The sequence below is a fragment of the Brevibacillus ruminantium genome (assembly GCF_023746555.1).
GTDB classification, from domain to species: Bacteria; Bacillota; Bacilli; order Brevibacillales; family Brevibacillaceae; genus Brevibacillus; species Brevibacillus ruminantium.
In genome coordinates this window covers 2561069-2584992 of record NZ_CP098755.1, presented here as the reverse complement: position 1 = coordinate 2584992, position 23924 = coordinate 2561069, and the positions used below count along the sequence as shown (strand labels likewise).

Below are 23924 nucleotides of genomic sequence, written 5' to 3'. Positions count from 1 at the left end.
GCTTTCTCCTCCGCTCGTTACCTGGACGCAATCGAAATCGTGACGGTCGATTCACCTTTTCTTTTCTGAGCTAATAACAGATGTTTGCGATCCAGGGACCATTTCGCCTTGAGCAGCTCTCCTTCGCTCAACCTGCGAACAGGAATCACTTTTGATTCAGACGAGGCATCTCCTAGCTGAACCTGATTGATTTTCCCATTCGGTGTCGTGAACGTAACGCTGTTCGTCTCGTTCCATGAAGGCCATGTCCCTGCCTCCAGCTGCTTGACTTCCCCAGAGCGCACTTCCAATACATGGACCTGCTCTTTTTTTACGAATGCCAACAGCCTGCCGTCTGGTGACCATTCCGGCTGCGTACCTTCTACCAACTTCCAATCCCGCATTGCGATCGTACTGCTTACCCAGATTTCTTCGACTCCGTCGCTTGTCCGTCGGGTATACGCGATACTCTCATCGTACTGCGACCAGCTCGGGGACGTATACGTGACACCACGCTCTTCCTTAAGAAGCCTTTTGCTGACTGGACGGTCCTTGTCGGCCAGATCAACAATCCACAACCGCGAAAAACCATCAACCAGCTCTGTGACGGCTAATTGCTTCCCTCCGTTCGACCAGGAAACAGCTGTATAGGTCCCGCTGGTGGCAGGCAGTACAAGCGCCTCTTTGGACTTTTCTTCTTGAAGTGAAATCATTCTTACCTTCGTTTTATCAGCGATATAGGCTATCTTGCTTCCGTCGGGATTTAGACCGACTATAGCGCCGTCTGCATCACTGGCAAGTGTCAACAGCTCATACTGTTGAACAGATGGAACATCGCTTGACCAGACCCCAAAGTAGAGCGAAAGCGCGAGCAGGATCACCCCGCCTCCTGCAGTCAACCAGAGCCGCTTCAGCTTGCTACCCTTTTCTTTTTGCTGCAGTCGTTTTCTTTCCTGCTCCATCTCCGCTATTCGCTGCATCAACTGCTTTTTCAACTTTTCTTTCAGTATGTAGTTCACCGGAACGGCACGTCTTAGCTGCTGCAAATGAGATAGCAACTGCGCTATCGTGCCCTCGTCATTTCCAGGAATGGGGAAGCGCTCTTGGTCTCTCATTTGTCGTCTCCCCTTTCGTACATCTTCTTGAGCTGATGCAAAGCACGGTAGGAGATCATTTTTACGCTCGATTCGGTTTTCCCCAACACTTCTGCGACCTGTAGAATTTTTAGATCACCAAAATACCGCAGGGTCAAGACGTCTCGCTGATCTTGTGTCAATAATTCAAGTCGCTCCTGCAAAATTCGGATATCTTCATTCATGAGGGCCTGCAGCTCCGGCTGCCAGGTCTCGTCAGATTCGCCACTGAGAAAAATCTCCTGATCAACAGGAAATTCCCGGTTCTTTCTCATAAAGTCCACATAGGTATTGTGGGCGATACGAAAAATCCAGGATGCAAAAGGACTGGTCCTGCTATATTGTTCAAACTTTTCTAGCGCTTTTAAAAAGACCGTCGTGGTCAGGTCATCGGCATCCCACGAATTACGCACACGGCAGCGAAGATAGCGATTTACGCGATCGAAGTACTCATCGTAAAGCTCGCTAAAATCACGCGCCTCGTAATATTGGTTCGATGACTCGGAAGACGGTTTTGTCGATTGCTGTATGGCCATCTCCATCAATGTATCATCACCCTCTGTCCGGACCAATTTGTCTTGCAAAGCAGATGAAAACAGCGCCTGACAGGAAAAATTGGTTCCACAGGGGCTTTCCCCCTTTTGTACTACATCAATTTACTACGATTGAGATGGGTAAAATGTTACAGTTTTGTCGAAAAATTTTTGTAAAAAAAGGTAAAGTGCTGAGGTTTTTAGACAAATAATGCCCGTTCCAATTCCTCTTGAATGTCGGCTGCTGCCTCAATACCGACAGAAAGTCTTACCATTCCTTTGGTTATCCCGCTTGCTTCCCGCTGTTCCGGAGACAGAGCCCGATGAGAGGTAGTGACCGGATGAGACAGACTGGTTTCTACGCCTGCCAACGAGGGAGCCAGCTTGATCCAACGAAAGCTACGGAAAAAATCATATATCCGGCTCTCGTCCGCCAGCGTAAACGAAACCATCGCTCCCTGTTTTTGTCGCGCAAAAAAGGGGGTGGAAGCAGCATCAGGATAATAGGTCTTTTTAACAGCAGGGTGACTTTTCAGAAACTGGGCAATCTGCTTCGCGTTATCACATTGCTTTTCCATGCGCAGCGCCAGTGTTTTCAAGCCTCTGGCAGTAAGCCAAGCTTCAAACGGACTGAGCGAGGCTCCATAATTGACGACCACCTGTCTGGCACGTTCGATCAGCTCTTGCTTTCCAACCAGCACGCCGGCTGTTACATCACTGTGTCCCCCGATATACTTGGTCGCTGAATGGGCGATCAGATCTGCGCCGTAGTGTGCAGGCTGCACGAGATACGGGGTGGCAAACGTGTTGTCGACCATGACGGTGAGACCGTAGTTTTTTGCCTGCATGATCCAGTACGGCATATCGGCTACCGTGAGCAGCGGATTCGTGATCGTTTCCATAAAGAACATCTTGGTATTGGAGCGGATGTGTTGGTCCAGAGAATCGAGACGATTGAGATCGATACACTCCGCAGTGATTCCCAGCTTGGAGAGTTCGTTAAACAAAAGACTGTAGGTACCGCCGTAAATCTCATGGGAGACGAGGATATGGTCGCCAGGCCCCAGCACTGCGAGCAACCCCGCCATAATGGCTCCCATTCCGGAAGCTGCGCTGACACCTGCCTCAGCCTCCTCCAGAGCAGCTACAGCATCTGCCAGCTCATGCTGATTGGGATTCCCGTTTCGGGTATAAAGAAATTCACCTTCGCCTTCGTAGTACCTTTCTACATCCTCCAGACTTGAGAAAGCGAAAACCGAGGTCTGATAAATCGGCGATGCTTTGCTCTTTACCTGTCTTAGCGGTTCTTGTCCGATATGAACGGTTTTCGTCTCAAAGCTGTCTGCCACATGTACCCCTCCAATGTCACATTTCCTTACATTATAACACGCATTTTCGTGATTTTGCCAAGGAACCGGGGAAAAATCTGTCGTCCACCTACCCATAAAAAAATCCCCTTTGAGAGCGTGCAGATTCCATCTTCAGATGGACTTGGACACAGTCAACTCGAAGGGGACTCGGCGACGGCAACTCATCTTTTTCCTCTCGTATGTACGGAGAACTGCTGATCGTTGCAAAGACGGTTCGCCTTTACCTTACTTTCCTTGTCTATACGGCATCAACCAAAGCGTTGGAGGAGATGCCGAGAAAATCATATGCTTCTTTTTTCATTACAGATGGGTCGTCATTCCAGAAGCTCTTCTGTACCTCAGAAATTCCCGAAGAACGCGCGATACGATCCATTTGCATTTTCATGATGACGCTGCAGCATAATACGGCGCATTTCGAAACCTTTGGAAAAATATCCTTTTGCGTCTGCTCCCAAATTTCATTCACTTCCGGCTTAAACACGATTGGCTTCCCGTTTTGAATCATGTTGCGATTATCGATGAGCAGATTTACTTCACCGTTTTGAAACTTTGATATTGCACCAACGATCAGGTCTCTTGCCTTCTTGGAGTCTTCGATCGTCAGGTCAGCATTGACTTTCCAAGAAACAACCTTTTTCGTCTGATCCACATTGAAAACAAACTTTTGATCAAAAGACACGATATTCACACCCCAGTGAAAAAATTTGCCTGGTCTTTAAAACCAGGACGATAGCATTTCATTCAGCACATGGATGGTATAGCGAACTTGATGTTCCGCTTCTTTCAATTCAGCCTCTGTCATTTCCGACACATAGTCGTAAACATCACTATGCTCTTCATCCGCTTCTGTGTGTACTTCCCAATACTCCAAATCAGTGAAACCAGCCTTTTTCAATTTATCGTAGGCATGGCAATAAACAGCATGCGCAAAACCTTCCGACGTGCTGTTAATAATCAGCAAAGACATATTTTCATCCATGGACGCCACTGCCCGATATTGAAGAGAAATGAAATGTTCCGTTTCATAGTTGGGATGGCTCAGTTCCGGATCTTCCAGACCGATGCTGATCATCCACTTGCGGAGCATTTCCGCATGATCCTTCTCTTCCAGGTAATGAGTCTCGAACACATCGTGAGAAACATCAGGGAATCGCTCCCACCGCAGCTTGAGCAGGTCGCCAAAATGCTTGGACAGGTGGTAAAGGTGAACGCACCATTTGAAGTCTTCTGCTTTCGCGCTTTCCGGGAATTCAGTGAAGAAAGAATTCGTTGCTTTGGTTTTTGCCAGTTCTTCTGAAATGATCGATGAGATTCTTTCGACTACTAACGTGTTTGACATTCCACTTCACTCCCTACATGTAGTTGGCAATCACTGAAAAAGAGAAAATGACAGTTACCTGGCATCACCTCCACATATTTGTAATCGGACAAAAACATGAGAAATTTTAGTACAATTTCCCTAATTTTGATGGAAATGTTCTTGATACACTGTCACAAATACTGTGCTTCCTCAACTTTTACATGTTTCTGCCGAATTTTGACGTGAACGAAGAATGTATTATAATGTGTGATGTGATTTCTTAGAACAAGAAAGAAAGGATTGATGACAATCATGAAGAAATCCTTGTTGTCGCTCTTCACTATTGTGCTAACCATTGGACTGCTCGTCGGATGCAGTTCAAGTAACCTTGATTCTTCTCCAGAAAATCCAGCCAACCAGCCGGTGAATCAGCACCCGAAGGAGAAGGATACCACGCCTGCTCAACCCGCGCCTCCGGGCAAGTACAAGGAATACCCGGCGATGTCGATTGATACCAGCAAGAAATATACGGCCAAGGTATCAACGTCTCTCGGAGATTTTTCGATTGAGCTTTTTGCCAAGGATGCACCCAAAACTGTGAACAACTTCGTTTTTCTCGCGAAGGACAAGTTCTATGACAACCTCTCCTTTCACCGTGTTATCAAAGGCTTCATGATCCAAACGGGTGATCCCAAAGGAGATGGAACCGGAGGACCAGGCTACAATTTTGAAGATGAGCTGGACAACGGCCATAAATATGAAGTCGGTGTCGTGGCGATGGCAAACGTCGGACATAACACAAATGGAAGCCAGTTCTTCATCGGATCGGGCAAAGACGTGGAAGGGCTGAATAATTCGCCTGACTACACCATCTTCGGTAAAGTCGTAAGTGGCATGGACGTGGTTGAAAAAATTTCCTCTGTCAAAGTGAAGAAAAATCCACTATTCAATGAAGAGAGCGTCCCGGAAGAACCTGTGACTATCAAAACGATCACAATTGAAGAGAAGTAATGGACTAGCCGTCGGAATATCCGGCGGCTTTTTTCTATTAGTAAATAGTTCTATGGAACCAATCTCCTATTGATCGGCTTCCAAATTGCAGGGTAAACTGGCACATGACCGATTCGCTTCCGCGGAACAGATGCAAAAAGCGAAAAGGAGTGGTTTACGCATGCTGACAAAAAGAGCGCAACCGCGCTTTTTCTTCTTATGGAATAGTTTTTTCCTGATGATGTTTTGCTTGTCTGTCACACCGACCAAGGCAACGGCTCCTGACCTCGTCTTGTGGGGTCCTCCCCTACCGAAGCAGACTAGTGTTAGTGCCGCTTCCGTGCCACATACAGACAATCATTCACTCGCACCCATGAAACCCATGAAAGCAGCACAAAAGACGGCTGTTCGGTCAAGTCGCGCAGTGGAGCGAATCTCCGCTCGCGATGGAAGGATAAGTGTATCAAATAGGGATAGGGAGCTATTAGCCCGGTTGGTTTACGCGGAAGGCCGGGGAGAACCCTATGAGGGTCAGGTCGCCGTTGCGGCTGTGGTCCTGAATCGAGTAGAATCTTCGCAATTTCCAAACACGATCCCCGGGGTGATTTTTGCGGAAAATGCGTTTTCGCCCGTCCACAGCGGGAGACTTTCATCGGCAACCAATGAAACAGCCCGCAGAGCTGTATTGGATGCCATTCATGGTGCAGATCCTTCGCAAGGAGCTCTTTACTTTTTCAATCCTGAGACGGCCACCTCAAGATGGATCTGGTCAAGAAAACAAACTGTACGCATCGCGAACCATGTATTTGCTCGTTAATCTAAAATAAAGATTTGTTAAATAAATTTAATATTGCTTTATTTTTATTTTATCGACTGTTAACTTTTTTTTGATAAAGTTACTTCGTAAGCACTTTTCAACGCATTGAGAAAAGTTCCGGATGTTCTTCGGAATATTCTTTTGTCGCAGTAAGCATGATTGGTTGATCACCATCTAGTTATGCTTACTGCGAAAATGCTGGCCCGCTACTGATGTGCTTTGGGTGAGAGCAAAGCATCTTCTCTAGTGCCAATCGGCATTTTTCTCAATTGCCCCCAAACCTTTGCATTCCCTTGTGGAGTGCTTTTTTTTTCTACGACTGACCAATTAACTAACAAGGATTTCCAAGACCTCTGTCGAAGTTAGTCATTAGCCTATTTGACGGAGGTCTTCTCATGCCTTTACCCAAGAATCGTGTCATTCCTGAAAAGAAAATATACTTTCGGCCAGAGATACAGCATTGCCCGCACTGTGGCACGAAACTCAGGCGACATCATACCGCATGGAAAAAGAATGTCATCACACTTGCCGGTGTTATCCAAGCTTGGAGTATGGCTTATGCTTGCAGCAACGCAGATTGCTCATACCCCAGAACCTATTACAAATCCGCTGAAGCTGAGCTTCTCAGCATGAAACACACTTCCTACGGTTTTGACGTGCTAGCGTTGGTTGGTCAGCTTCGGTTTAAGCAACATATGACAATCGGCGAAATTACGGAAACGTTGAATCAGCGCGGGGTAACCACGTCAGAACGCAATTCTCAGCGGTTGTACGAACGTTATCTTACCTTGCTCCGCGCTAGCGTGACGGATCACGTCAAGCAAGCACTCAAGCAAGTTGTTCAGGACCGTGGCGGTATCATGATTTCCATGGACGGTGTTCAGCCCGAGAAAGGCAATGAGACGCTCTATGTCATACGAGAAGTATTCAGCGGAACGATCCTGTCTGCACAAAATCTAAAGAGTAGCTCCGCAGAAGAACTTAAGAAACTCATCCTGCCTGTTATCGAACTGGGATTTCCCATCATCGGGATCGTTACGGATGGTCAACAATCCATCCGAATGGCCATGGAATCGTTACTGCCGGACGTGCCGTACCAATACTGCCAATACCACTATCTAAAGGACATTGCAAAGCCTGTTGTCGATTTAGACCGCAAGCTCAAGACAGGAATCAAGAAGAGCCTCCGTGGTATTCGCGAAGTCGAGAAGCGAATCGAAAACGATGCCTCTACAGAAGCAGAGGTGGCAAAAGATTACGTGGCGGCCATTCGTTCTGTGCTCCTCGAAGACGGCAATCCCCCACTCGATCTACCGGGCATACGTGTTTATGAAAATGCTAGAGCCATTCAGGCTTCCCTCGAACGATGCCTGAGTAAAAAAGGGGCCCTCTCTGCTCAAAAACCTAATCAGAATTTTCGATAAATTGGATGATTTTGAAGAGCAATATGCTACCGTGATGCGCTGGTCCAAACCGATTCACCACGTTGCCGGGATCTTGAATCCAAGCATAGATAAACGAAGTGAAACGGTTCGATTTCATATGCAGCATCTGTTAGATTGGGTTGAACAGACGTACACCAGCAAAGACGACTTGCCAATGGTTGCAAATCTGAAAAGCTACTCCCGAGGGTTTTGGAAAGGCCTGTTTACGTGTTACGACCATCCGCATGTCCCACGAACGAACAACGACCATGAGCGTTTCTTCCGCCAGACGAAGACCCGGCATCGACGGATGACGGGTCTGAGAAGTTGGAACGAATATATCCTCCGAAGTGGTGAAATGGTCGTATTTGTCGATGACGCACTTCACCAGAGTAATGTGTTAAGTAGACTTCAGTCTGTAAACTACCTTGATTTTAAAAATGAACGCCTGCGTTGGTCTGCTCGTTTGAGTGAAGCTACCAAACGCAGACGATTCCGAACGAATCCAAGTGTGTACCTGGAACAGGCCGAAAATGCTTACTGTATGTTAATTGGTCAGTCGTAGTTTTTTTTTGCATTTTTCCCTTCATGGTCATTTTTTGCTTTTCCTGTTACAATGGAGGGCATGGAAAGGAGGATATCGGATTGCGTTTATATAGTCAGATGACCTTGGCAGAGCTGCAGGAGGAGATGGAACGGCTGCGCGTTTTAATCGAAGAACTACGAGAGCGCGGTGATTCATCCCAACTAGCGATTCACCAGCAAAAATTCTACATGGCAAAGTCGTATTACATCGGGACGAGCGAATTTCGAATCGGCGGAACCTATCGCGTCGTTGACCACGATCAGCCATTTACCATTGAATATTTTAACGGAGTGTTTGCCTGGGGGTGTTTTCCCGGTTCTCCAGAATCCCTCGGTTTCCCCGTCGGCATGCTGGATTTGTGGGTGTAGAGAGACTAACGAAAAAAGCCGGTCCTGGTTTCTCAGAAGACCGGCTTTGCTTTACATATCAAGCCATCGACAGTCCAAATTTTTTCTGGCTGGAACACCATTTTACACAGAAAGAGAGATCAAACATCATGGACATCATTAATCTCATGCTTTTAGCTCTTTTGGCAATGGGGATCTTGGGAAACAACCCTTCTGTCTCCATCGCTGTTACCGTTTTGTTAATGCTGAGGCTGCTTCATTTTGACAAGGCTTTTCCCTTCCTGGAGCAGCACGGCTTGCAAATTGGGATCATCGTGCTTACCATCGGTGTGCTGTCGCCACTGGCAAGCGGCAAAATCAGTCCGCAGACGATTCTCTCCATTTTTACAAATTGGCAGTCGATTGTCGCTGTCATGATCGGCATTTTCGTCGCCTATCTCGGAGGCAAGGGAGTCGGACTGATGACAGCCAGCCCCCTTGTCGTCACAGGTATTTTACTTGGCACCATTATCGGTGTGACCTTTTTTAGGGGAGTGCCAGTCGGTCCGCTCATTGCCGCGGGAATGCTCGCCTTCGTGTTGCAATTCCTGCCGAAATAGTTATTCCCATCTTCCTTTGGGACGCAGCCCGTAGGCAAGAATCTGCTCGGGAGTCACCAGTCGAAAGCCTTGCTGCTCACGATAATCGATCAAAAGTGCATTGGCCCCTATGTAATCCGTCGTTTCTCGGTCTAGCAAGAAGGTAACTCCCCCCTCCTCTGCGGTTAGATCCCCAGGTGCCTTGTCGTCCCAAAACAACCCGTACTCCACAGTCATCCCGCATCCCCCTACCAATTCTCCGTTGATCCGAAGCGGTTGAGTCCGCTTCGCAGCCTCTTCGCGCAGCCTTTCGAGTGCTGCTTCTGACACGCTAATTTTCATTTTTGTTCCCTCTCTTTTCTCCTGCTTAGATGTATTTGGATGCATCATCTTTCCCAAGTTCGCATACAATGGTTGAAAGGCTTTGCGGAAAGGACGATTTTTTATGCTTATCTATGAACAAGACGGTATCTATATTGCGGAAATGGAATATCAATCGGAGCGCATCATGAAATTCGGGAAAACCCAAGAGGAAGCAAAGGAAAGGTTGTTGGTCCGCCTTCTCGTTCTGGAAATGATTGGCTAACGAGGCGGCGCAAGCGAGGCCTGCTTTTTTATTCGTCCCGGTAAAAACGAAAGACTACTGCCGCTGAAAGAGAGGCCGATTGTATTGAAACCCATCCAGACCGAAGATCGTGATATCATCGCAGATATTCGCCGGCTAACCCATCGGGCAAATCGCAATAACATAACACGTACACAGGCTTACCTCGCATTTTTTCAGAATCACTCCGAAGTGCACTGGGCATTGCTTGCCCACCTCGTCTCACGAAACGGCGGATGGAATATGACCGACCTGCACGGCGAGTGGCTACCCCGTCTGATGACCGCTGCGGAGATTAAAAACTATTTCTGGTTTCTGGAACGGTGCAACTGGCTCATCTTTCATGATGCTTACGCTCAGTTGCTGCTGTATGAAAAAATGAAACGGACGGGCCAGGATTTGACTGCCCTGCTGGTCGATTTAGGTGTTTCTGTCTTTATGCAGCCCATCTGGCAAAGCTTTTTACATACGAAAGATAGCGTTCGTTTAACCAGAGCCCTGATCATCAATGAACAACAGTACATCGAGCAAAGAGTGGTGGACAAGCCCTTTGCCGAGCAACAAATTTTCTTTAGTCTGGCTTTCTTTACACAATCCATTCTCTCATTAAATCAAGTCATCTTTCCTTATAAAGAACACCCGACAGACCGCAGACTGCATGCATGCGGGATTAGTGTCCATCGCTTCCCTTCCGTCACCCAGCGAATCGATATCGGCAAAACGCTGTATCAATTGCTTTTTGACAACCCCGTACGGCTGCAAAGCATCTATGAATGGGCGAGGCGGATTCCTCACACGGGCTCCCGTGCTGACTATTGGCCACATCTTTTCACTCCGCGAAAGCCAGCGAGTGAAACAGACGGCAGGTATCTTCCTCGGTTCGAGGGGAAGGAGCTGATTGCTGGAGCGCCCAAACTCTACAGTCCACAGGTAAGCAGCGTATGGCCTGATCAGGAGCATCCTCCAGCAGATGGGACTGACTGGTATCAGGGAGAAAACTGGCAGACAGCCTTAGAAGCACGCGCTGACCTGCCTACCCTCGATGAGGATCAGTATATCCGCTCCCTGCGGATGATTGAGTGGGGCGTCAAATTTGTACAAGCATTCCGTCCCTGACCCATCGTTCACAGTAGAAGACTGAAGTCTGCTTTTTCCGTGCAAACCACCTATCCATCCTCTGCTTCCATGTGCTTTTTTTCATGAGAAACGGCAAGGAACGGAATCAATTCCCCCTTTTCCCAGAAAAACGGCAGCGGTGAAATCGGCAGCGAGCTTTTCGAGGAAAAGTCGTAAGCAAGCCTTGTCAATAAATCTGCGCCAGTCTTTCCGTGCAGATCACCGATGATCAATACATCTGGATGAGGGATAGCGACTCCAAGCGCATCCCCCGTCCTGTTTTGCTCCATTTCTTGCAACAAAGTCGGATGCAGGACTCTGCTTGCTGCATAGCCGTCTGTCGGTGCAATAAAGGTGATAAGATGAGGCCCTACCTGTTGCTTTTTTTTCGGAACCGGCAGTCGTTGCAAATTGTCCAAGGCCTGCTGATGGAGCTTTTCGATTGTCCATCCCGTCTCCTCCAGCATGTTCTTTTCAATCAGCTGATAGCCTTCGCGGTCATCGATAGCGTAGAGGATGGCCGTTTCCGCAGTATGCGGCTGGTACGCCCAACGCTCAGGCGCTCTTTTGATAAAGGAAAGATGCCGCAAGACTGGATAGATCTGTTCCTCTGCTCCTTCCAACCGATGTTCTCTAAGCTGTCCACGCACAATTACGAGGACACGTTCTACAAAAGCAGTGGTGAACAATGCCGCATCCTGCGGAGATTTTTCTGCACGGCTAAAAAGTGGCGCCAGGGGAATTTCGAGCAGCGCACGATCCTTCCTCTCTCCGGCATCAGTCCGCCCGATCAGGATACGCTCCCCTTCCCCAACACATGAGAGTCCTGACGGAAGCTGTTTTTTTACCGATTCCACAACCTTATTCATCAGTGATTGCCTGCTTGTCTCCACTCAAGATCCCCCTTTCCTTCCTCATCGCTTTACTCCCACGGCGGCGGAGCATCATTTGTGCCTGTTTGCCCTCCGCTGGTCTCGTGATCTTCCCATGGTGGTCTTTCTGTTGGGGCAGCGGGTGCATGCTGAGGGCCTCCCATTCCCGGTTGTCGTGTTTCAAGCTCCCGAATAATTTCGTGGATATCCTGGGGCTTCAGAAATTCTACAGGTGACACACCTCGTTCAAATTGAAGGAAATCCCCGTCCAGGAGAAGCACATATCTGCCATTTACCTTGGCGATGTAGAAATTTTTTCCGTAATCAGCCAATAACGCCTTTACTTGCATATGATCCAGCTTGCATTTCAACTCAATTTCCGGCTGCTTATCGGTGATAATCTGTGCAGCCTCCATTACCGTCTCATGATCCCATCTTTCCGTCAGCTCACGTTTGGGACTGGCTGCGATCAGTTCAATCTCTTCTTCCGCCCGCATACGTTCCTCCGAAGCTTCAGGGTAGGTCAGATCAATATGCTGTCTGGCCAACGTGAGCACTTCCTCGGACACGATCTGTGTCAGCGTTTGCGGATACTCCACAAAGCGGAGGAATTCCTCGAAATAGCGAGCGTGAGAAAACTGATGGATTTTCACATGGTACGGGTCATTCATTCCCATTTCGATCATATGGGGATACATCAAGGATTTCATATTCTTCGCATTGATCGCCATCTGCACGTTGGCAATCAGGCTTTGCTCGTCGGTAATCACCGCTGTTTTTTGTTCGAAGTCGCATTTCAAAATGAAAACATAGGGCTCATTCAACGTCTCCAAACGAGTGCGGACGATAATCAAGACCCCGCCTCTCACTTGAGAAGTGCGCAAATAGGAATGGATAATCTCCTGCGTCGGTTCGTGACTCTCACCTACAGTTTCTGCACGAAGCAGTCGTTGAAGCAGGGCATAGTTCGGATTGGCATCGAGCGGATGACCCGCTTCGATCACAAACTGACCCAGCTTTGTCGGACTGGCCTCACTCTTCGGATTCAGTTCGGTCTTCCGCTTGGCGATACGGGCGAATTCCCCGTCCAAAAAATCGCGCAGCTCGCTTTTTACATATTCATCGGCAGAAAGATGACGTGTCATACGTACCCGCTTGGTCCCACTCTCTTCCTCCTGCTGATCGATTAACGAAAACGACAACCAATCGATGATAAAATTCATAGTTTTCCGCTCCTGTCTGACAAGTAACAGAACTGATTATAGCAAATGCCAGAGGAAACGGTCAGGCTTTTCACGAAAGAATGATGGAAAAACAGTCTTTGATGAAAAAGAAGCAGCCCCTCGGATGCCAAGAGGCTGCTTCTTTTTCTTTACTCGCGAATGGGTTCCTTTTTTGCACGCTCCATCGCTTGTTTCAGTTCTCCTGCCGAACGCCGCAATACCTGGCGCTCTTGCTTGGAAAGCACCTCTCCTCCAACAGGGCCGTTGACCAATAATGACTCATCATCCAAACGATCGTTACGCATGGGAACCTCCTGTGGAATTAGATTGGTGTGCCTACCACTACTTTGTTTCAAATCTCCGTTTCTTATGTACCGGACGTTTTGCCGGGGCTGATTTATCCTTCCGTTCCTGCGGATCAAGCAATTGTCCGTGAGTCATGATCTTTTCAGCCAACGAAATGCCGGTCTGCTTGGAAAACTTGCGCAAGATAAACAACTCCTGCGCAGCGACGATGGAAAAGACCAAGCCCGCTTTTCCCATTCGTCCCGTACGTCCACTGCGATGCACATACGAATCTGCATCGGATGCCGGATCAAAATGAACGACACATTCGACATCCGCCACATCGATGCCGCGTGCTGCTACGTCCGTTGTAATCAATACAGAGATCCTGCCTTCCCGGAACAACTGCAATGACCGTGCCCGTTCTTCTTTGCTGGTATCCCGGTGCAAGAGCCGGCATGGCAGATGGTGATATTCCAGCTTGGAAACAATCTCCTCCACTTTGTCAATCTGATTGACAAACACCATTGATTTTTTTACGTTTACCAATCGAAGCAAGCGGCGCAGCGTATCTACCTTTTTACGAGGTTCGCTCACCAGGTACATATGGGCAACTCCCATCCCATTCCCTGGAGCAACCGCTCTGATCACCGCCGCTTCGCTCGCCATGCTGGAGGCTAGCTGGATGACTTCTTCTGACATGGTGGCGGAGAAAAAGACCCGCTGCGTATCACGCATCAATCTCTTGACTACTTCCTGAACCGGTCGGAGAAAGCCTGCATCAAGCAGTCGATCTGCTTCATCGACGACAATCGCCTTGACCTGATGGACCTTTAGCTTCCGGCTCTCCAACAATTCAAGCAAACGCCCTGGCGTAGCCACAACGACAGTGGGACGTGATTTCAGCCTTTCCAATTGTCGTTTGACATCCACCCCTCCGATGATTGCCTGTGCTGTCTGATTGCTTTTCACTAACAATAAGTCTGCCACTTTTGTGATTTGCATCACAAGCTCATGAGTAGGAGCAAGTACAAGCAACTGGATCTCTTTGGACTCCCTATCAAGATGATTGAGTAAGGGAAGCAGGTAAGCGAGTGTCTTCCCAGTCCCCGTCGGTGATTCGACAAATGCATTACGGCCGCTCTGAATCAGCGGGATTGCCTCTTCCTGAACGGGAGTGGGCCGTTCTATTTTTAGTTCGCGCAATGCTTCCAACAGGGGTGCGCTCAGTGAATAATCAGTAAACGTGGTGCTCACAAAAACCCTCCTGGCATGGATAATGTTGCTGGGGTAAGCTTACCATACTTTCCACAAACGTGAAACAACGGGAAGCTGCCACTCCACAACCAGCGGTTCCCCATTTTAAAAAAAGAGCGAAACCCTTCAAGGATTTCGCAGCGCGTTCAGCGATTATTAGAATCCAAACGAGTTTCCCGTTTCTCCATCTTGTCATGTCGATCTTTTTCGGTTCGCTGGTTATGTGTTCCCGGAGGGTTCTTTTGATACGCCTCCACTTCTTTTTGAAACTCCTTATCAAATCCGCGCATCCCCATCACCTCCTGCTGTTTATTTTGTCCGTTATCTTTAGTCCCTCATGCACGAAACTTTTTCTTGCGCCAATCGTCAATGTAAGAGAGAGAACTTTTTTCGAAAGATAGGGGTCATTATGCAAACATTATCACGCACTCATACCAGAAAGAAAAAACAACGCCGCACTCGTCGTGGAAGAGTGTTGAGGCGCATTCTGCTCACGAGTATGATGACCTTCGTCACATGTCTCCTGCTCGGGTTTACGTTTCTCTTCTTTACGGAAAAGGGTGAAGAACTGCGGGAGTGGGGTGCTGGCACGCTGCTGACCACGCAGCATGACTACTGGGCTCCGTACATGTTTCTGTCGGATGAAAAGCTTGAAGAGCTAAAACAACAGATTCGCAATCCGGTCGTCATTAACTCTGTCAGTGAAACGGAGCAAAAAACCGAAGAACCCGAAGTAGCGGAAGAACCTGAAGTGAAGCGAGAATTGATTGAAATTGAAGAAATTGATGAAAAACGAAGCAACTACTATTTTAAAGGCAAAATCATGTATATCAGTGACCCGAAACGCGTCCAACTGCTTGTCACCAACCGCAAGGAGCGGGGTGACCTGCTCGATGAATTTGTCAATAAATCCGGAGCATTGGGGATTGTCAATGCAAGCGGCTTCTACGATCCGGACGGATACGGCAAAGGGGCGGTTGCAAACGGCCTTGTGATCAAGGACGGGAAAATCCTGCAGGGCTACAATGCAAAGGGGAGCGAAACGGCGCTCGGCATCACCTTTGACGGGAAGCTGATCACGGGTAATTACACGGCTCAGCAGCTTGTCGATATGGGAGTGAAAGACGCCATGAGCTTCCGTCCGCAACTGATCGTCGGCGGAAAAAACCTGTTTGCTGACAAACCGGCAAAAAGCTGGGGCATCCAGCCGCGAACTGCTATCGGACAGAAAGCAGACGGCACCATCGTCTTTTTGGTCATCGATGGCCGTCAGCCGGGGCACTCGATTGGTGCCAGCATGAACGATGTGGCAGATATTTTGGAAGAACGCGGAGTCGTAACCGCAATGGCGATGGACGGCGGCTCCAGCTCCATGATGCTGTATAATAATGAAGCCATTACAAAGACATCCTGCCCGTATTACCGCGGTCGTTATCTGCCCAATGCTTGGGCGGTTTTATAGGGGGGAAGTCATGTACTTCCACTTTAGTGAAGATAAATCAATATCTGTCTTTCATCCTCGGCTCCATCCCAGTGATCCAAGTCGCGGTAATATGGTTTGGGCGATCAGCGGTGAGAAATCCCCCTTGTATTTTTTCCCGCGGGACTGCCCACGTATCGGCTTTTATGCCGGCCCTTCTACTACTGAGGAGGATCAGACAAAATTTGCGGGCATCTCAAAGGCTTCCCTCATTATTACCGTGGAAGCAGCCTGGTACGAGAGAATACAAGCGGCAAAATTATACGCGTATTCTTTTGCCCCTGCTCCCTTTGTCCCTGTAGATGAAAACTCGGGTTACTACGTATCCTACAATACCGTCACTCCCTTATCCGTGGAGCCTATGGGGGATCTCATAACGGCACTGGTTAAAGCGAATGTAGAGTTGAGGCTGACACCCTCCCTGAAGCCCCTGCGTGACGCACTCCTGGACTCCACCATGTGCTTTTCCATGATACGTTTGCGAAATGCCAAGCTTTAAGTCAAACGCTTGCAAGAAAGTTGCGATATAGTCATAACCACCGGCTTAGCCGGTGGCTTCCATTAGCCCTATAAGGGCATGTTACAAGCAAGCGCCTCAAAGGCGCCCTGAAAGTCTGCCAACCGCGTGTTGCCTCGGGCAGCCCCTGAAAAGGGGCTCCTTACCTGCCCTTTTTCACCGACTCACCCGTAAACGGGTCGATCAGCTCTTTCATCGTTAATTGTTCATAGTTCTTGTCCTCCACTAATTGGTTCCGAATATATTCCTCAATTACCTTTTTGTTTCTTCCTACTGTATCTACGTAGTACCCTCTGCACCAAAATTGACGATTTCCATATCGGTATTTCATATTTGCAAACTTATCAAAGATCATCAATGAACTTTTTCCTTTTAAGTAACCCATGAACTCGGACACGCTTAACTTAGGCGGAATACTCACTAACATGTGAATATGATCCACGCAAGCTTCCGCTTCAATGATCTCCACTCCTTTTCGTTCGCATAACTCCCGTAAAATTTTCCCTATCTCTCTCCTCAATTTCCCATATATCACTTGTCTTCGGTATTTCGGAGCAAATACGATATGATATTTACAGTTCCATTTGGTATGTGCTAGACTGCTCTTGTCCATCCTTTGTCCTCCTGTGATAAGTGTAAGCGGTTGGCAGACCGGCTCTCATCTTATCACCGAGTTCAAAGGATGACTACTCATAGCTATAAGCTTTCCCGAACCCCCAGTCTAACTGGGGGTTTTCTTATACAACAAAAAGGCAGCCAACTCTCGGCTGCCTCTTTTTATTGCTCTAGAGCTTGATCGCGGTCTTCGCTTGATCCAAGCTCCACTCTTCCACGTTCCAAACCTGAGTGACCCAATCCTCGTAGAATTCCGGTTCGTGGCACACCAGCAGGACGGTTCCCTTGAATTCACGCAATGCCCGCTTCAGCTCTTCTTTGGCGACGACGTCCAAGTGGTTGGTCGGCTCGTCAAACACGAGCCAGTTCGCTTCGCGCTGCAGCAGTTTGCATAGACGCACCTTCGCCTGCTCTCCCCCGGACAGCGCGGTCAAGGAACGGTTGATATGCTCATTCTTCAGACCGCATCGGGCCAGTGCCCCGCGAACCTCATGGTTGTTCAGATGCGGAAACTCATTCCATACATCGTCCAGTGCTGTAATCGGCTTTGCTTTGACTTCCTGCTCAAAATAAGCCGGGTGCAAAAAGTCACCTTGCTCCAGCTTGCCGCCCAGCGGCGGAATCATGCCCAGAACGGTCTTGAGCAAGGTTGATTTACCCACACCGTTCATCCCCACGACAGCCACCTTTTCCCCCCGCTCCAAGCTCACTGTCAGCTTGGGCAACAGCGGATGGGTATAGCCAATCGCCAAATCCTCTGCCTGGAAAACGAAGCGGCTGCTGGCCCGCGATTCCTTGAAAATAAAGGTTGGTTTTGCTGCCGTTTCCGGCTTATCGATCCGCTCCATCCGATCCAGTTGCTTTTGGCGGCTTTTGGCGCGGCCAGTCGTCGAAGCCCGTGCTTTGTTGCGAGCGATGAAATCCTCCATTTTGGAGATTTCCTCCTGCTGCCTTTCATATGCGTCAAAATGCTGGGACCGCTTCGTTTCGGACTGTGCCAAAAATGACTCATAGTTTCCGGTATAGCGGTTCAATTTGGTGAACTCCAAATGGTAGATCACATTGACCACTTCATTCATAAAGGAAGTGTCATGGGAAATCAACATAAAGGCGTACGGATATTCTCTCAGGTAGCCCTTGAGCCACGTAATGTGCTCCTCGTCCAGGTAGTTGGTCGGCTCGTCAAGGAGCAGGACGCTCGGCTTTTCCAACAAAAGCTTCGCGAGCAGCACTTTGGTCCGCTGCCCCCCTGACAGAGCGGCTACATCGCGGTCCAGACCAATCGCGCTCAGTCCAAGGGCATTGGCAATCTCATCGACTTTGGCATCAATCAGGTAAAAACCGCTATTTTCCAGACGGTCCTGAATTTCACCCATCCGTTCCAAAAGCTCCTCCAGCTCTTCAGGAGAAGCTTCTGCCATCTTTTCACCGATGGCCAGCATTTCGGCTTCTTCTTGCAGCAAAGGCAGAAATGCATCCTTCAGCACGTCACGAATGGTTTTGCCCGCTTGAAGCTTTGTGTGCTGATCCAAATAGCCGTATTGGACTTTTGGCATCCACTCGATTTTTCCGTTATCCGGAATCAATTGCTTTGTCAAAATGCCCATCATCGTAGATTTTCCCGTTCCATTTGCTCCCACCAAACCTACCCGGTCGTTGGGCTGCAGACGAAACGATACGTCACGGAACAATACGCGATCCGCGAAGCCGTGTGACAAATTCTCAACGATTAATACACTCATACTGATCCTGGTCCTCCTGCCTATCCTACGTCGAAGCTGATGTTCTCAAAAAAAGTGGGTTTATAGCGAAGCACATAGCTTGTACCGACCAATATCTGCTCATCCAAGCGCTTGCGCAATTCGTTTAGTGATATTTTTTCCATCGCCGTATTCAAAATGACAGCACGGGCCATTTGTCTCAACAGCATGACCTCATTGGAAAGAGCTTTACCCAGTTCCTTGCCGCTGTGTACAATTTCCGAGCGGTGGTTGTAAGACTGTCTGACGAAATCGGCGATCTGTTCCCGTTTCTCTGGCGTTTCGCCAAAGTAGTAAGCCATGCGAAAACGGAGCTTGTAGGTAATCTCTCCTTTTTTCCCGTCAGGTGCAAACAGCGACTCCAGAGAGATCCACAAATCGAGTAATTGGTCTTCCAATCTCTTCTTCTCCAGTGACAGGGAGTAACGGCGCAGAGCCAGTGAAGGGAGCGTCCGCCCTTCCTCCATCAATGCCATGAAAATCCTTTGTTCCTCCTCACCAAACAGGTACTTTGGGCCATCGTATGACCGTTTTAGGTAGGTGATCCCGAAAACGGGCGGATGCGCGGTGATGACGTAAGGAATGGAGCAAATGCCACTGGTCGAAGCCAGATTAAGCTTGTTCTCAATTTCTTCAATCCAGTCTTTTTCTTCATTGATCATCATTTCAGGATAATCAGCCATGAGAAAGAGACTGGTTTTGTCTACTTTGCGGTCAAACAAATGCCGGCTCTCATCCATCTGGTTGCGAAGATAGCGAGAGGCAACATTATAAGGTTTTTCCACGCCCGAAACAAGATGAAACGGTTTTCGAAGTTCAATGTTGATTGCTTGGGTCGTCGTGGTGTTAAAGATTGGAGCAATCAATATAGGCATACGATCATCTCCTTTCAAGGCCCCTGGTACGAAACGGCTGAAGAAACACTACCTTATAGAATACCAGCAATTCCTATGGTTCGTCACTACTAGATTACGGCATGATAAATGTGAAGGAGCTGATCAGATGAAAAAGGATCATATCTTGGACGAAAACCCTCATGAAACCTATAACAACTCCTATGAACCCATGGAGCAGACAGGCGAGCCGATGCCCGGCTCCAAAAAGGTAAAGCAAAAAAATCACAGCCGCCAAATCAAAACGCGGGAAGGGTAACATCCCCTTCCTGTTTTTTACATTCTGTAGATTGAATTGTCCCATTAGGATGAACTATGATGGTAGAAGTATCCTAGATGGAGGTCTACACTCATGATTACCGTTCGCCTATTGGGCACTGCCCCATTTCATCATACCATCTCTTACAGCGTTTCTCCGTTGTTTGAATTAGCTTCCAGTCTTCATCTGTTGACCCAAGCCCCCGCTTCTGGGACCTCAGCAGGCTGGGCAGAGCAAATGCTGCAAGACTTCCAGACAGAACGGATAATGGAGGAGTGGAAATATTTTCTCCCCCTCTTTGAAGATGCCATCCCTGCTATGCTTGACCCCATCCGGACGAGTGGTGTCATGTCAGTTGAAGAACAATTTTCATACTTTGTCGAAATGCCCACCGCGACCTTTCAAGCCAGCCTGCAGACCTTGATAAACAAACCAGACCGTGAACCTGGTAATATGTTGGCGCTGGATGCGATCCAGGATGCAGACTTTGTGAAGGGACGCTTTTCCTTATTTCTCTCCAGCTATTGGCAGCTTTTTTTTGCAGAAACCTGGGAAAAAATCGCTCCTCTCTTTGTCCGGGAAGCAGAGCAGATCTTCGCTTCGCTGCATTCTCCCGAAGCATGTATCTCCTTTCTTCAGAAGATTGCTCCTCCTTTTTCCTACGATCAAGAGCGGCAAGAGTTGCAGTGGGATGACCGCTTCCCGGAAGAAATCATTACGGAACAGCTCATCCTGCATCCCAGTTATTTCTTTCCATCAACCACACTGCTCAAAAGAGAACAGTCTATCCACTTGATCTATCCGATCGAGACATGAAAAAACGCCCGGCTATGGGCGTTTTGCATCTTGTGTCATATGGGCAACAATGAGTTTATCCAGATGTTGACTAATCTTGACGATTTCCGGGTCGAGAAAATTGTAACCTGAATTCTTGACAGCCTGTTCTAACTGCTGACGCACATCATCAATCATCTTTTGCGTAATTTCCATGGTGTCAACCCCCACCCGACTCATGCTACCACTATTTTACAATAATTGATTATGGGTGGAAAGAGGGAAAGACGAAAATAACCCCTGCATCTTGAAAGCAGATGCAGGGGTTATACTTCCTTATTTCATCACATGGATGGGACGTCCGAGGGCAAGCTCGGCTGCTTCCATCGTTACTTCACCCAAAGTCGGATGCGCATGAATGGTCAGCTCGATATCTTCGAGTGTTGCGCCCATTTCAATGGCCAGGCCGATCTCGGCAATAATGTTGGAGGCTTCCGGACCGACGATTTGCGCGCCCAGTACCAGATTGGTTTCCTTTTCAGCAATCACTTTGACAAAGCCTTCTCGGGCGTTTACCGAAAGGGCACGGCCATTGGCTGCAAACGGGAAGCGTCCCGCTATATAATCAATACCTTGCTCCTTCGCTTCGCGTTCGCTGATACCTACGCTGGCAATCTCAGGATCGCAGAAGACCACGGCCGGGATTGCCTTGTAATCCACTTCAGCAGGATGCCCGGCGATTGCTTCGGCAGCAACCTTTCCTTCGTAGGAAGCTTTGTGAGCGAGAGCTGGACCAGCGACGATGTCACCGATGGCGTAAACATTGGGAATGCTGGTCTGGCCTTGCTTGTCGACCACCACGTACCCGCGCTCTGTCAGTTTCATGCCGATATCAGCAAGACCAAGCTCGTCTGTGTTGGGACGACGGCCCACGGTAACCAGCACATATTCTGCTTCTACCTGTTTCTGCTCGCCTTTCACTTCAGCAGTAACCACGACGCCGTCTTCTCTTTCTTCCATGCCTTGAGCCAGTGCCTTGGTGTTGATCTCGACGTTCAGCTTTTTCAACTTGCGCTCGACGAGACGCGTCATTTCTGCCTCAAAGCCAGGGAGAATCTGGTCAGAACCTTCCAGGATGGTTACTTTGGTGCCGAACTTCGCGAAAACGGTACCCAGCTCTACGCCGATGTATCCGCCGCCGATGACTACCAGACTCTTTGGAATCTCTGTCAAAGACAGCGCTTCTGTGGACGAGAGCACACGCTTGCCGTAAGGGAAAGCAGGCAACTCAATCGGACGGGAACCGGTTGCGATGATGCAGTGATTAAAACGATAGCGGTTTACATCGTATCCGTGAAACACGCGTACCTCGTTTTCATTTACGAACAGGGCCTCACCAGGGATAACTTGGATTTTGTTCCCTTTGAACAGCTTGCCAACCCCACCCGTCAACTGGTTCACAATGCCATTTTTCCATTCCTGAACCTTGGCAAAGTCCACTTTGACGTTTTCCATGGTAATCCCCATGTCCGCGGTATGCTGGCTTTGTTCATAGGTATGAGCCGCATGAACCAACGCTTTGGACGGAATGCATCCTACATTGAGACATACGCCACCTACATTGCCTTTTTCCACGACGGCAACGGTTTTGCCCATTTGGGCAGCACGAATGGCTGCCACGTATCCGCCAGGACCCGCTCCGATGACGAGAACGTCTACTTCTGTAGTAAATTCACCTACTACCATCGCTTCTTATCCCTCCATGACGAGCAGCGTCGGGTTTTCCAGAAGCTGCTTCACGTAGTTGATGAATCGCTGTCCCGGCTCGCCGTCAATCAGTCGATGGTCAAAGCTGAGCGAAAGATGCAGCACTTGGCCTACCACGATCTCACCATTTTTCACCACTGGTTTTTCACTGATGCGACCTACACCGAGGATGGCAGCGTCAGGATAGTTGATGATCGGCGTAAAGAGCATTCCGCCTGCCGAACCGATATTGGTGATGCTGAAGGTAGAGCCTTTCAGCTCATCTGCGGTTGCTTTGCGATCGCGTGCTTTTCCGGCAAGCTCTGTGATTTCGCCAGCGATTTCGAAAATCGACTTGCGCTCAGCAGCCTTCACTACTGGCACCACGAGACCTTGATCCGTAGAGGTTGCGATTCCGATGTTATAGTATTTTTTGTAAACAATTTCTTGTTTTTCGTCGTCGATGGAAGCGTTCAGCTCTGGGAATTTCTTCAGTCCGGCAACGACGGCCTTCACGATAAACGGCAGATAGGTCAGCTTCACGCCGCGCTCTTCCGCCAGCGGTTTAGCTTCTTTGCGCATAGCAACCAGCTCGGTTACGTCCACCTCGTCAAAGATCGTTACGTGCGGAGCTGTATAAGCAGATTTTACCATCGCTTTGGCAATCGCTTTGCGGATGCCCTTGAGCGGTACGCGCTCTTCCACTTCGCCTGCTTGCGCCGCGTAGTGAACAGTCGGCGTAGCTGCTGCCTGCGCTACGTTGTTAGCCTCTTGAGCTTCGGCAGCGACAGGTGCTACCGCTGCTGGGGCCGCTGTTTGTGCTGCTGGAGCCGCTACTGCGCCACCAGCCAGGAAGCGGTCGATATCTTCGCGAGTGATCCGGCCCAGTTTTCCTGTACCTGGTACATTTACCAGCTGTACGCCTTTTTCGCGAGCGTATTTACGAACGGAAGGGGTAGCCAGTACATGCTTGCGCTCAATCGGCGCTGCTGCTGTTGCGGTTGCTGTCTGTGCCAGTGGTGTGTCCAAAGCTTGGTTGGCATTGGCACTCACCTGGGAGCCGATATCGCAGCCTGGTTCCATTTTTTCTTCTGCAGCGGGAGCAGGAGCCGCACTATCACCATGACCATGGTCAGGCAGGTTCGGGATTTCACCTTCTACATCGAATTCGATGAGCGGATCGCCCACGACCGATACGGTGCCTTCTGTTACTTTCAGTTCCAGCACTTTCCCTTTTACTGGAGACGGAACTTCCACAACAGCCTTGTCATTTTGCACTTCCATGATGACTTGGTCTTCTTCTACGGTATCCCCCGGCTTTACATGCCATTTGACGATTTCGCCTTCATGGATGCCCTCGCCAAGCTCCGGGAGTCTGAATGTAAAACGACTCACGTAATCTCCTCCTCGATGAGGTTGTTTGTATTTGCCAAAAGAAGGCGGAAAGTGTTCTGCTTTCCGCCGGT

General features: G+C 48.8%; 29 protein-coding genes. 12 read left to right on the top strand and 17 right to left on the bottom strand.

Translation table 11 applies throughout. The features are described 5' to 3' along the window. Nucleotides 1-17 precede the first annotated feature (17 nt). The 5 genes from NDK47_RS12740 to NDK47_RS12720 form a co-directional block, all read right to left on the bottom strand. Entirely contained in the window at nt 18-1094 is a 1077-nt protein-coding gene (locus NDK47_RS12740) for a TolB family protein (RefSeq protein WP_251875430.1), read from the bottom strand. After that, complete coding sequence (locus NDK47_RS12735) at nt 1091-1654, bottom strand: RNA polymerase sigma factor (protein ID WP_251875428.1); 564 nt, start codon at nt 1652-1654, stop codon at nt 1091-1093. The genes NDK47_RS12740 and NDK47_RS12735 overlap by 4 nt, the downstream gene beginning before the upstream one ends. A 191-nt stretch (nt 1655-1845) precedes the next feature. Continuing rightward, nucleotides 1846-2994, bottom strand: coding sequence for a trans-sulfuration enzyme family protein (locus NDK47_RS12730; protein ID WP_251875426.1), 1149 nt, complete (start codon nt 2992-2994; stop codon nt 1846-1848). A gap of 259 nt (nt 2995-3253) precedes the next feature. Continuing rightward, nucleotides 3254-3694 carry a hypothetical protein gene (locus NDK47_RS12725; RefSeq protein WP_251875424.1) on the bottom strand — a complete coding sequence of 147 codons (441 nt, stop codon included), beginning with the start codon at nt 3692-3694 and terminating at the stop codon, nt 3254-3256. A 36-nt stretch (nt 3695-3730) separates the two neighbouring features. Then, nucleotides 3731-4354, bottom strand: a complete 624-nt coding sequence (locus NDK47_RS12720; protein ID WP_251875423.1) for an iron-containing redox enzyme family protein — start codon at nt 4352-4354, stop codon at nt 3731-3733. Between the two features lie 273 nt (nt 4355-4627). On the opposite strand from NDK47_RS12720, the gene NDK47_RS12715 reads away from it, so the two are divergent. From NDK47_RS12715 to NDK47_RS12690, 6 genes are all read left to right on the top strand, one after another. Next, nucleotides 4628-5326: a peptidylprolyl isomerase gene (locus NDK47_RS12715; RefSeq protein ID WP_251875421.1), complete on the top strand. Its 699-nt coding sequence runs from the start codon at nt 4628-4630 to the stop codon at nt 5324-5326. Between the two features lie 160 nt (nt 5327-5486). Then, the gene (locus NDK47_RS12710; RefSeq protein ID WP_251875419.1) at nt 5487-6122 is read left to right on the top strand and encodes a cell wall hydrolase; all 636 of its coding nucleotides are present in this window, start codon (nt 5487-5489) and stop codon (nt 6120-6122) included. Between the two features lie 629 nt (nt 6123-6751). Continuing rightward, on the top strand, nt 6752-7546 hold the full coding sequence (locus NDK47_RS12705; protein ID WP_251873633.1) for a transposase: 795 nt from the start codon (nt 6752-6754) through the stop codon (nt 7544-7546). A gap of 1 nt (nt 7547) precedes the next feature. Further along, nucleotides 7548-8111: a transposase gene (locus NDK47_RS12700; protein WP_171506468.1), complete on the top strand. Its 564-nt coding sequence runs from the start codon at nt 7548-7550 to the stop codon at nt 8109-8111. An 80-nt stretch (nt 8112-8191) separates the two neighbouring features. Continuing rightward, on the top strand, nt 8192-8500 hold the full coding sequence (locus NDK47_RS12695; protein ID WP_251875417.1) for a YfhH family protein: 309 nt from the start codon (nt 8192-8194) through the stop codon (nt 8498-8500). A 128-nt stretch (nt 8501-8628) separates the two neighbouring features. Further along, nucleotides 8629-9078, top strand: coding sequence for a DUF441 domain-containing protein (locus NDK47_RS12690; protein ID WP_251875415.1), 450 nt, complete (start codon nt 8629-8631; stop codon nt 9076-9078). Here NDK47_RS12690 and NDK47_RS12685 read toward each other — a convergent pair whose 3' ends face one another. Continuing rightward, complete coding sequence (locus NDK47_RS12685) at nt 9079-9399, bottom strand: iron-sulfur cluster biosynthesis family protein (RefSeq protein WP_251875413.1); 321 nt, start codon at nt 9397-9399, stop codon at nt 9079-9081. Nucleotides 9400-9502: 103 nt separating this feature from the next. Between NDK47_RS12685 and NDK47_RS12680 the strand changes: the two genes are divergently transcribed. After that, the gene (locus NDK47_RS12680; protein WP_251875411.1) at nt 9503-9643 is read left to right on the top strand and encodes a hypothetical protein; all 141 of its coding nucleotides are present in this window, start codon (nt 9503-9505) and stop codon (nt 9641-9643) included. An 84-nt stretch (nt 9644-9727) separates the two neighbouring features. Beyond that, complete coding sequence (locus NDK47_RS12675) at nt 9728-10777, top strand: DUF2515 family protein (RefSeq protein WP_251875409.1); 1050 nt, start codon at nt 9728-9730, stop codon at nt 10775-10777. A 50-nt stretch (nt 10778-10827) separates the two neighbouring features. On the opposite strand, the gene NDK47_RS12670 is transcribed toward NDK47_RS12675, so the two are convergent. The 5 genes from NDK47_RS12670 to NDK47_RS12650 all read right to left on the bottom strand — a co-directional run bounded on the left by NDK47_RS12670 (nt 10828) and on the right by NDK47_RS12650 (nt 14704). After that, nucleotides 10828-11670, bottom strand: a complete 843-nt coding sequence (locus NDK47_RS12670) for a DUF1444 family protein (protein WP_251875407.1) — start codon at nt 11668-11670, stop codon at nt 10828-10830. A 29-nt stretch (nt 11671-11699) separates the two neighbouring features. After that, nucleotides 11700-12872, bottom strand: coding sequence for a DUF3900 domain-containing protein (locus NDK47_RS12665; RefSeq protein WP_251875405.1), 1173 nt, complete (start codon nt 12870-12872; stop codon nt 11700-11702). Nucleotides 12873-13021: 149 nt separating this feature from the next. After that, nucleotides 13022-13177 carry a hypothetical protein gene (locus NDK47_RS12660; protein WP_251875403.1) on the bottom strand — a complete coding sequence of 52 codons (156 nt, stop codon included), beginning with the start codon at nt 13175-13177 and terminating at the stop codon, nt 13022-13024. A 37-nt stretch (nt 13178-13214) separates the two neighbouring features. Then, nucleotides 13215-14414 carry a DEAD/DEAH box helicase gene (locus NDK47_RS12655; RefSeq protein WP_251875401.1) on the bottom strand — a complete coding sequence of 400 codons (1200 nt, stop codon included), beginning with the start codon at nt 14412-14414 and terminating at the stop codon, nt 13215-13217. A 146-nt stretch (nt 14415-14560) separates the two neighbouring features. Continuing rightward, nucleotides 14561-14704 (bottom strand): hypothetical protein, encoded by a 144-nt coding sequence (locus NDK47_RS12650; protein WP_251875391.1) that lies wholly within the window; start codon nt 14702-14704, stop codon nt 14561-14563. A gap of 119 nt (nt 14705-14823) precedes the next feature. Between NDK47_RS12650 and NDK47_RS12645 the strand changes: the two genes are divergently transcribed. Continuing rightward, nucleotides 14824-15876, top strand: coding sequence for a phosphodiester glycosidase family protein (locus tag NDK47_RS12645; RefSeq protein ID WP_251875389.1), 1053 nt, complete (start codon nt 14824-14826; stop codon nt 15874-15876). A gap of 10 nt (nt 15877-15886) precedes the next feature. Further along, complete coding sequence (locus NDK47_RS12640; RefSeq protein ID WP_251875387.1) at nt 15887-16393, top strand: DUF6886 family protein; 507 nt, start codon at nt 15887-15889, stop codon at nt 16391-16393. A 160-nt stretch (nt 16394-16553) separates the two neighbouring features. On the opposite strand, the gene tnpA is transcribed toward NDK47_RS12640, so the two are convergent. From tnpA to NDK47_RS12625, 3 genes are all read right to left on the bottom strand, one after another. Continuing rightward, a complete protein-coding gene (gene tnpA / locus NDK47_RS12635) occupies nt 16554-17024 on the bottom strand; it encodes an IS200/IS605 family transposase (protein ID WP_251870395.1) in 471 nt (156 codons plus the stop codon). A 172-nt stretch (nt 17025-17196) separates the two neighbouring features. Beyond that, nucleotides 17197-18768, bottom strand: a complete 1572-nt coding sequence (locus NDK47_RS12630; RefSeq protein ID WP_251875385.1) for an ABC-F family ATP-binding cassette domain-containing protein — start codon at nt 18766-18768, stop codon at nt 17197-17199. Between the two features lie 20 nt (nt 18769-18788). Then, complete coding sequence (locus tag NDK47_RS12625; RefSeq protein WP_251875383.1) at nt 18789-19661, bottom strand: HEPN domain-containing protein; 873 nt, start codon at nt 19659-19661, stop codon at nt 18789-18791. Between the two features lie 127 nt (nt 19662-19788). Between NDK47_RS12625 and NDK47_RS12620 the strand changes: the two genes are divergently transcribed. Continuing rightward, complete coding sequence (locus tag NDK47_RS12620) at nt 19789-19938, top strand: small acid-soluble spore protein P (protein WP_251875381.1); 150 nt, start codon at nt 19789-19791, stop codon at nt 19936-19938. Nucleotides 19939-20031: 93 nt separating this feature from the next. Next, nucleotides 20032-20754: a hypothetical protein gene (locus tag NDK47_RS12615; RefSeq protein WP_251875379.1), complete on the top strand. Its 723-nt coding sequence runs from the start codon at nt 20032-20034 to the stop codon at nt 20752-20754. A 12-nt stretch (nt 20755-20766) separates the two neighbouring features. Here the strand turns inward: NDK47_RS12615 and NDK47_RS12610 are convergent, their stop codons facing one another. The 3 genes from NDK47_RS12610 to NDK47_RS12600 all read right to left on the bottom strand — a co-directional run bounded on the left by NDK47_RS12610 (nt 20767) and on the right by NDK47_RS12600 (nt 23853). Then, nucleotides 20767-20928, bottom strand: coding sequence for an aspartyl-phosphate phosphatase Spo0E family protein (locus NDK47_RS12610; protein WP_251875377.1), 162 nt, complete (start codon nt 20926-20928; stop codon nt 20767-20769). 120 nt (nt 20929-21048) lie between these two features. Beyond that, on the bottom strand, nt 21049-22458 hold the full coding sequence (gene lpdA, locus NDK47_RS12605) for a dihydrolipoyl dehydrogenase (protein ID WP_251875375.1): 1410 nt from the start codon (nt 22456-22458) through the stop codon (nt 21049-21051). Nucleotides 22459-22464: 6 nt separating this feature from the next. After that, complete coding sequence (locus tag NDK47_RS12600; protein WP_251875373.1) at nt 22465-23853, bottom strand: dihydrolipoamide acetyltransferase family protein; 1389 nt, start codon at nt 23851-23853, stop codon at nt 22465-22467. Between the last annotated feature and the right edge of the window lie 71 nt (nt 23854-23924).

Coding starts and splice junctions, on each gene's coding strand:
- NDK47_RS12630 (WP_251875385.1), bottom strand. CDS start 18,768: ATGAGTGTATTAATCGTTGAGAATTTGTCACACGGCTTCGCGGATCGC.
- NDK47_RS12720 (WP_251875423.1), bottom strand. CDS start 4,354: ATGTCAAACACGTTAGTAGTCGAAAGAATCTCATCGATCATTTCAGAA.
- NDK47_RS12660 (WP_251875403.1), bottom strand. CDS start 13,177: ATGCGTAACGATCGTTTGGATGATGAGTCATTATTGGTCAACGGCCCT.
- NDK47_RS12650 (WP_251875391.1), bottom strand. CDS start 14,704: ATGCGCGGATTTGATAAGGAGTTTCAAAAAGAAGTGGAGGCGTATCAA.
- NDK47_RS12735 (WP_251875428.1), bottom strand. CDS start 1,654: ATGGAGATGGCCATACAGCAATCGACAAAACCGTCTTCCGAGTCATCG.
- NDK47_RS12715 (WP_251875421.1), top strand. CDS start 4,628: ATGAAGAAATCCTTGTTGTCGCTCTTCACTATTGTGCTAACCATTGGA.
- NDK47_RS12615 (WP_251875379.1), top strand. CDS start 20,032: ATGATTACCGTTCGCCTATTGGGCACTGCCCCATTTCATCATACCATC.
- NDK47_RS12665 (WP_251875405.1), bottom strand. CDS start 12,872: ATGAATTTTATCATCGATTGGTTGTCGTTTTCGTTAATCGATCAGCAG.
- NDK47_RS12625 (WP_251875383.1), bottom strand. CDS start 19,661: ATGCCTATATTGATTGCTCCAATCTTTAACACCACGACGACCCAAGCA.
- NDK47_RS12645 (WP_251875389.1), top strand. CDS start 14,824: ATGCAAACATTATCACGCACTCATACCAGAAAGAAAAAACAACGCCGC.
- NDK47_RS12640 (WP_251875387.1), top strand. CDS start 15,887: ATGTACTTCCACTTTAGTGAAGATAAATCAATATCTGTCTTTCATCCT.
- NDK47_RS12690 (WP_251875415.1), top strand. CDS start 8,629: ATGGACATCATTAATCTCATGCTTTTAGCTCTTTTGGCAATGGGGATC.
- NDK47_RS12710 (WP_251875419.1), top strand. CDS start 5,487: ATGCTGACAAAAAGAGCGCAACCGCGCTTTTTCTTCTTATGGAATAGT.
- lpdA (WP_251875375.1), bottom strand. CDS start 22,458: ATGGTAGTAGGTGAATTTACTACAGAAGTAGACGTTCTCGTCATCGGA.
- NDK47_RS12680 (WP_251875411.1), top strand. CDS start 9,503: ATGCTTATCTATGAACAAGACGGTATCTATATTGCGGAAATGGAATAT.
- NDK47_RS12620 (WP_251875381.1), top strand. CDS start 19,789: ATGAAAAAGGATCATATCTTGGACGAAAACCCTCATGAAACCTATAAC.
- NDK47_RS12740 (WP_251875430.1), bottom strand. CDS start 1,094: ATGAGAGACCAAGAGCGCTTCCCCATTCCTGGAAATGACGAGGGCACG.
- tnpA (WP_251870395.1), bottom strand. CDS start 17,024: ATGGACAAGAGCAGTCTAGCACATACCAAATGGAACTGTAAATATCAT.
- NDK47_RS12610 (WP_251875377.1), bottom strand. CDS start 20,928: ATGGAAATTACGCAAAAGATGATTGATGATGTGCGTCAGCAGTTAGAA.
- NDK47_RS12705 (WP_251873633.1), top strand. CDS start 6,752: ATGAAACACACTTCCTACGGTTTTGACGTGCTAGCGTTGGTTGGTCAG.
- NDK47_RS12685 (WP_251875413.1), bottom strand. CDS start 9,399: ATGAAAATTAGCGTGTCAGAAGCAGCACTCGAAAGGCTGCGCGAAGAG.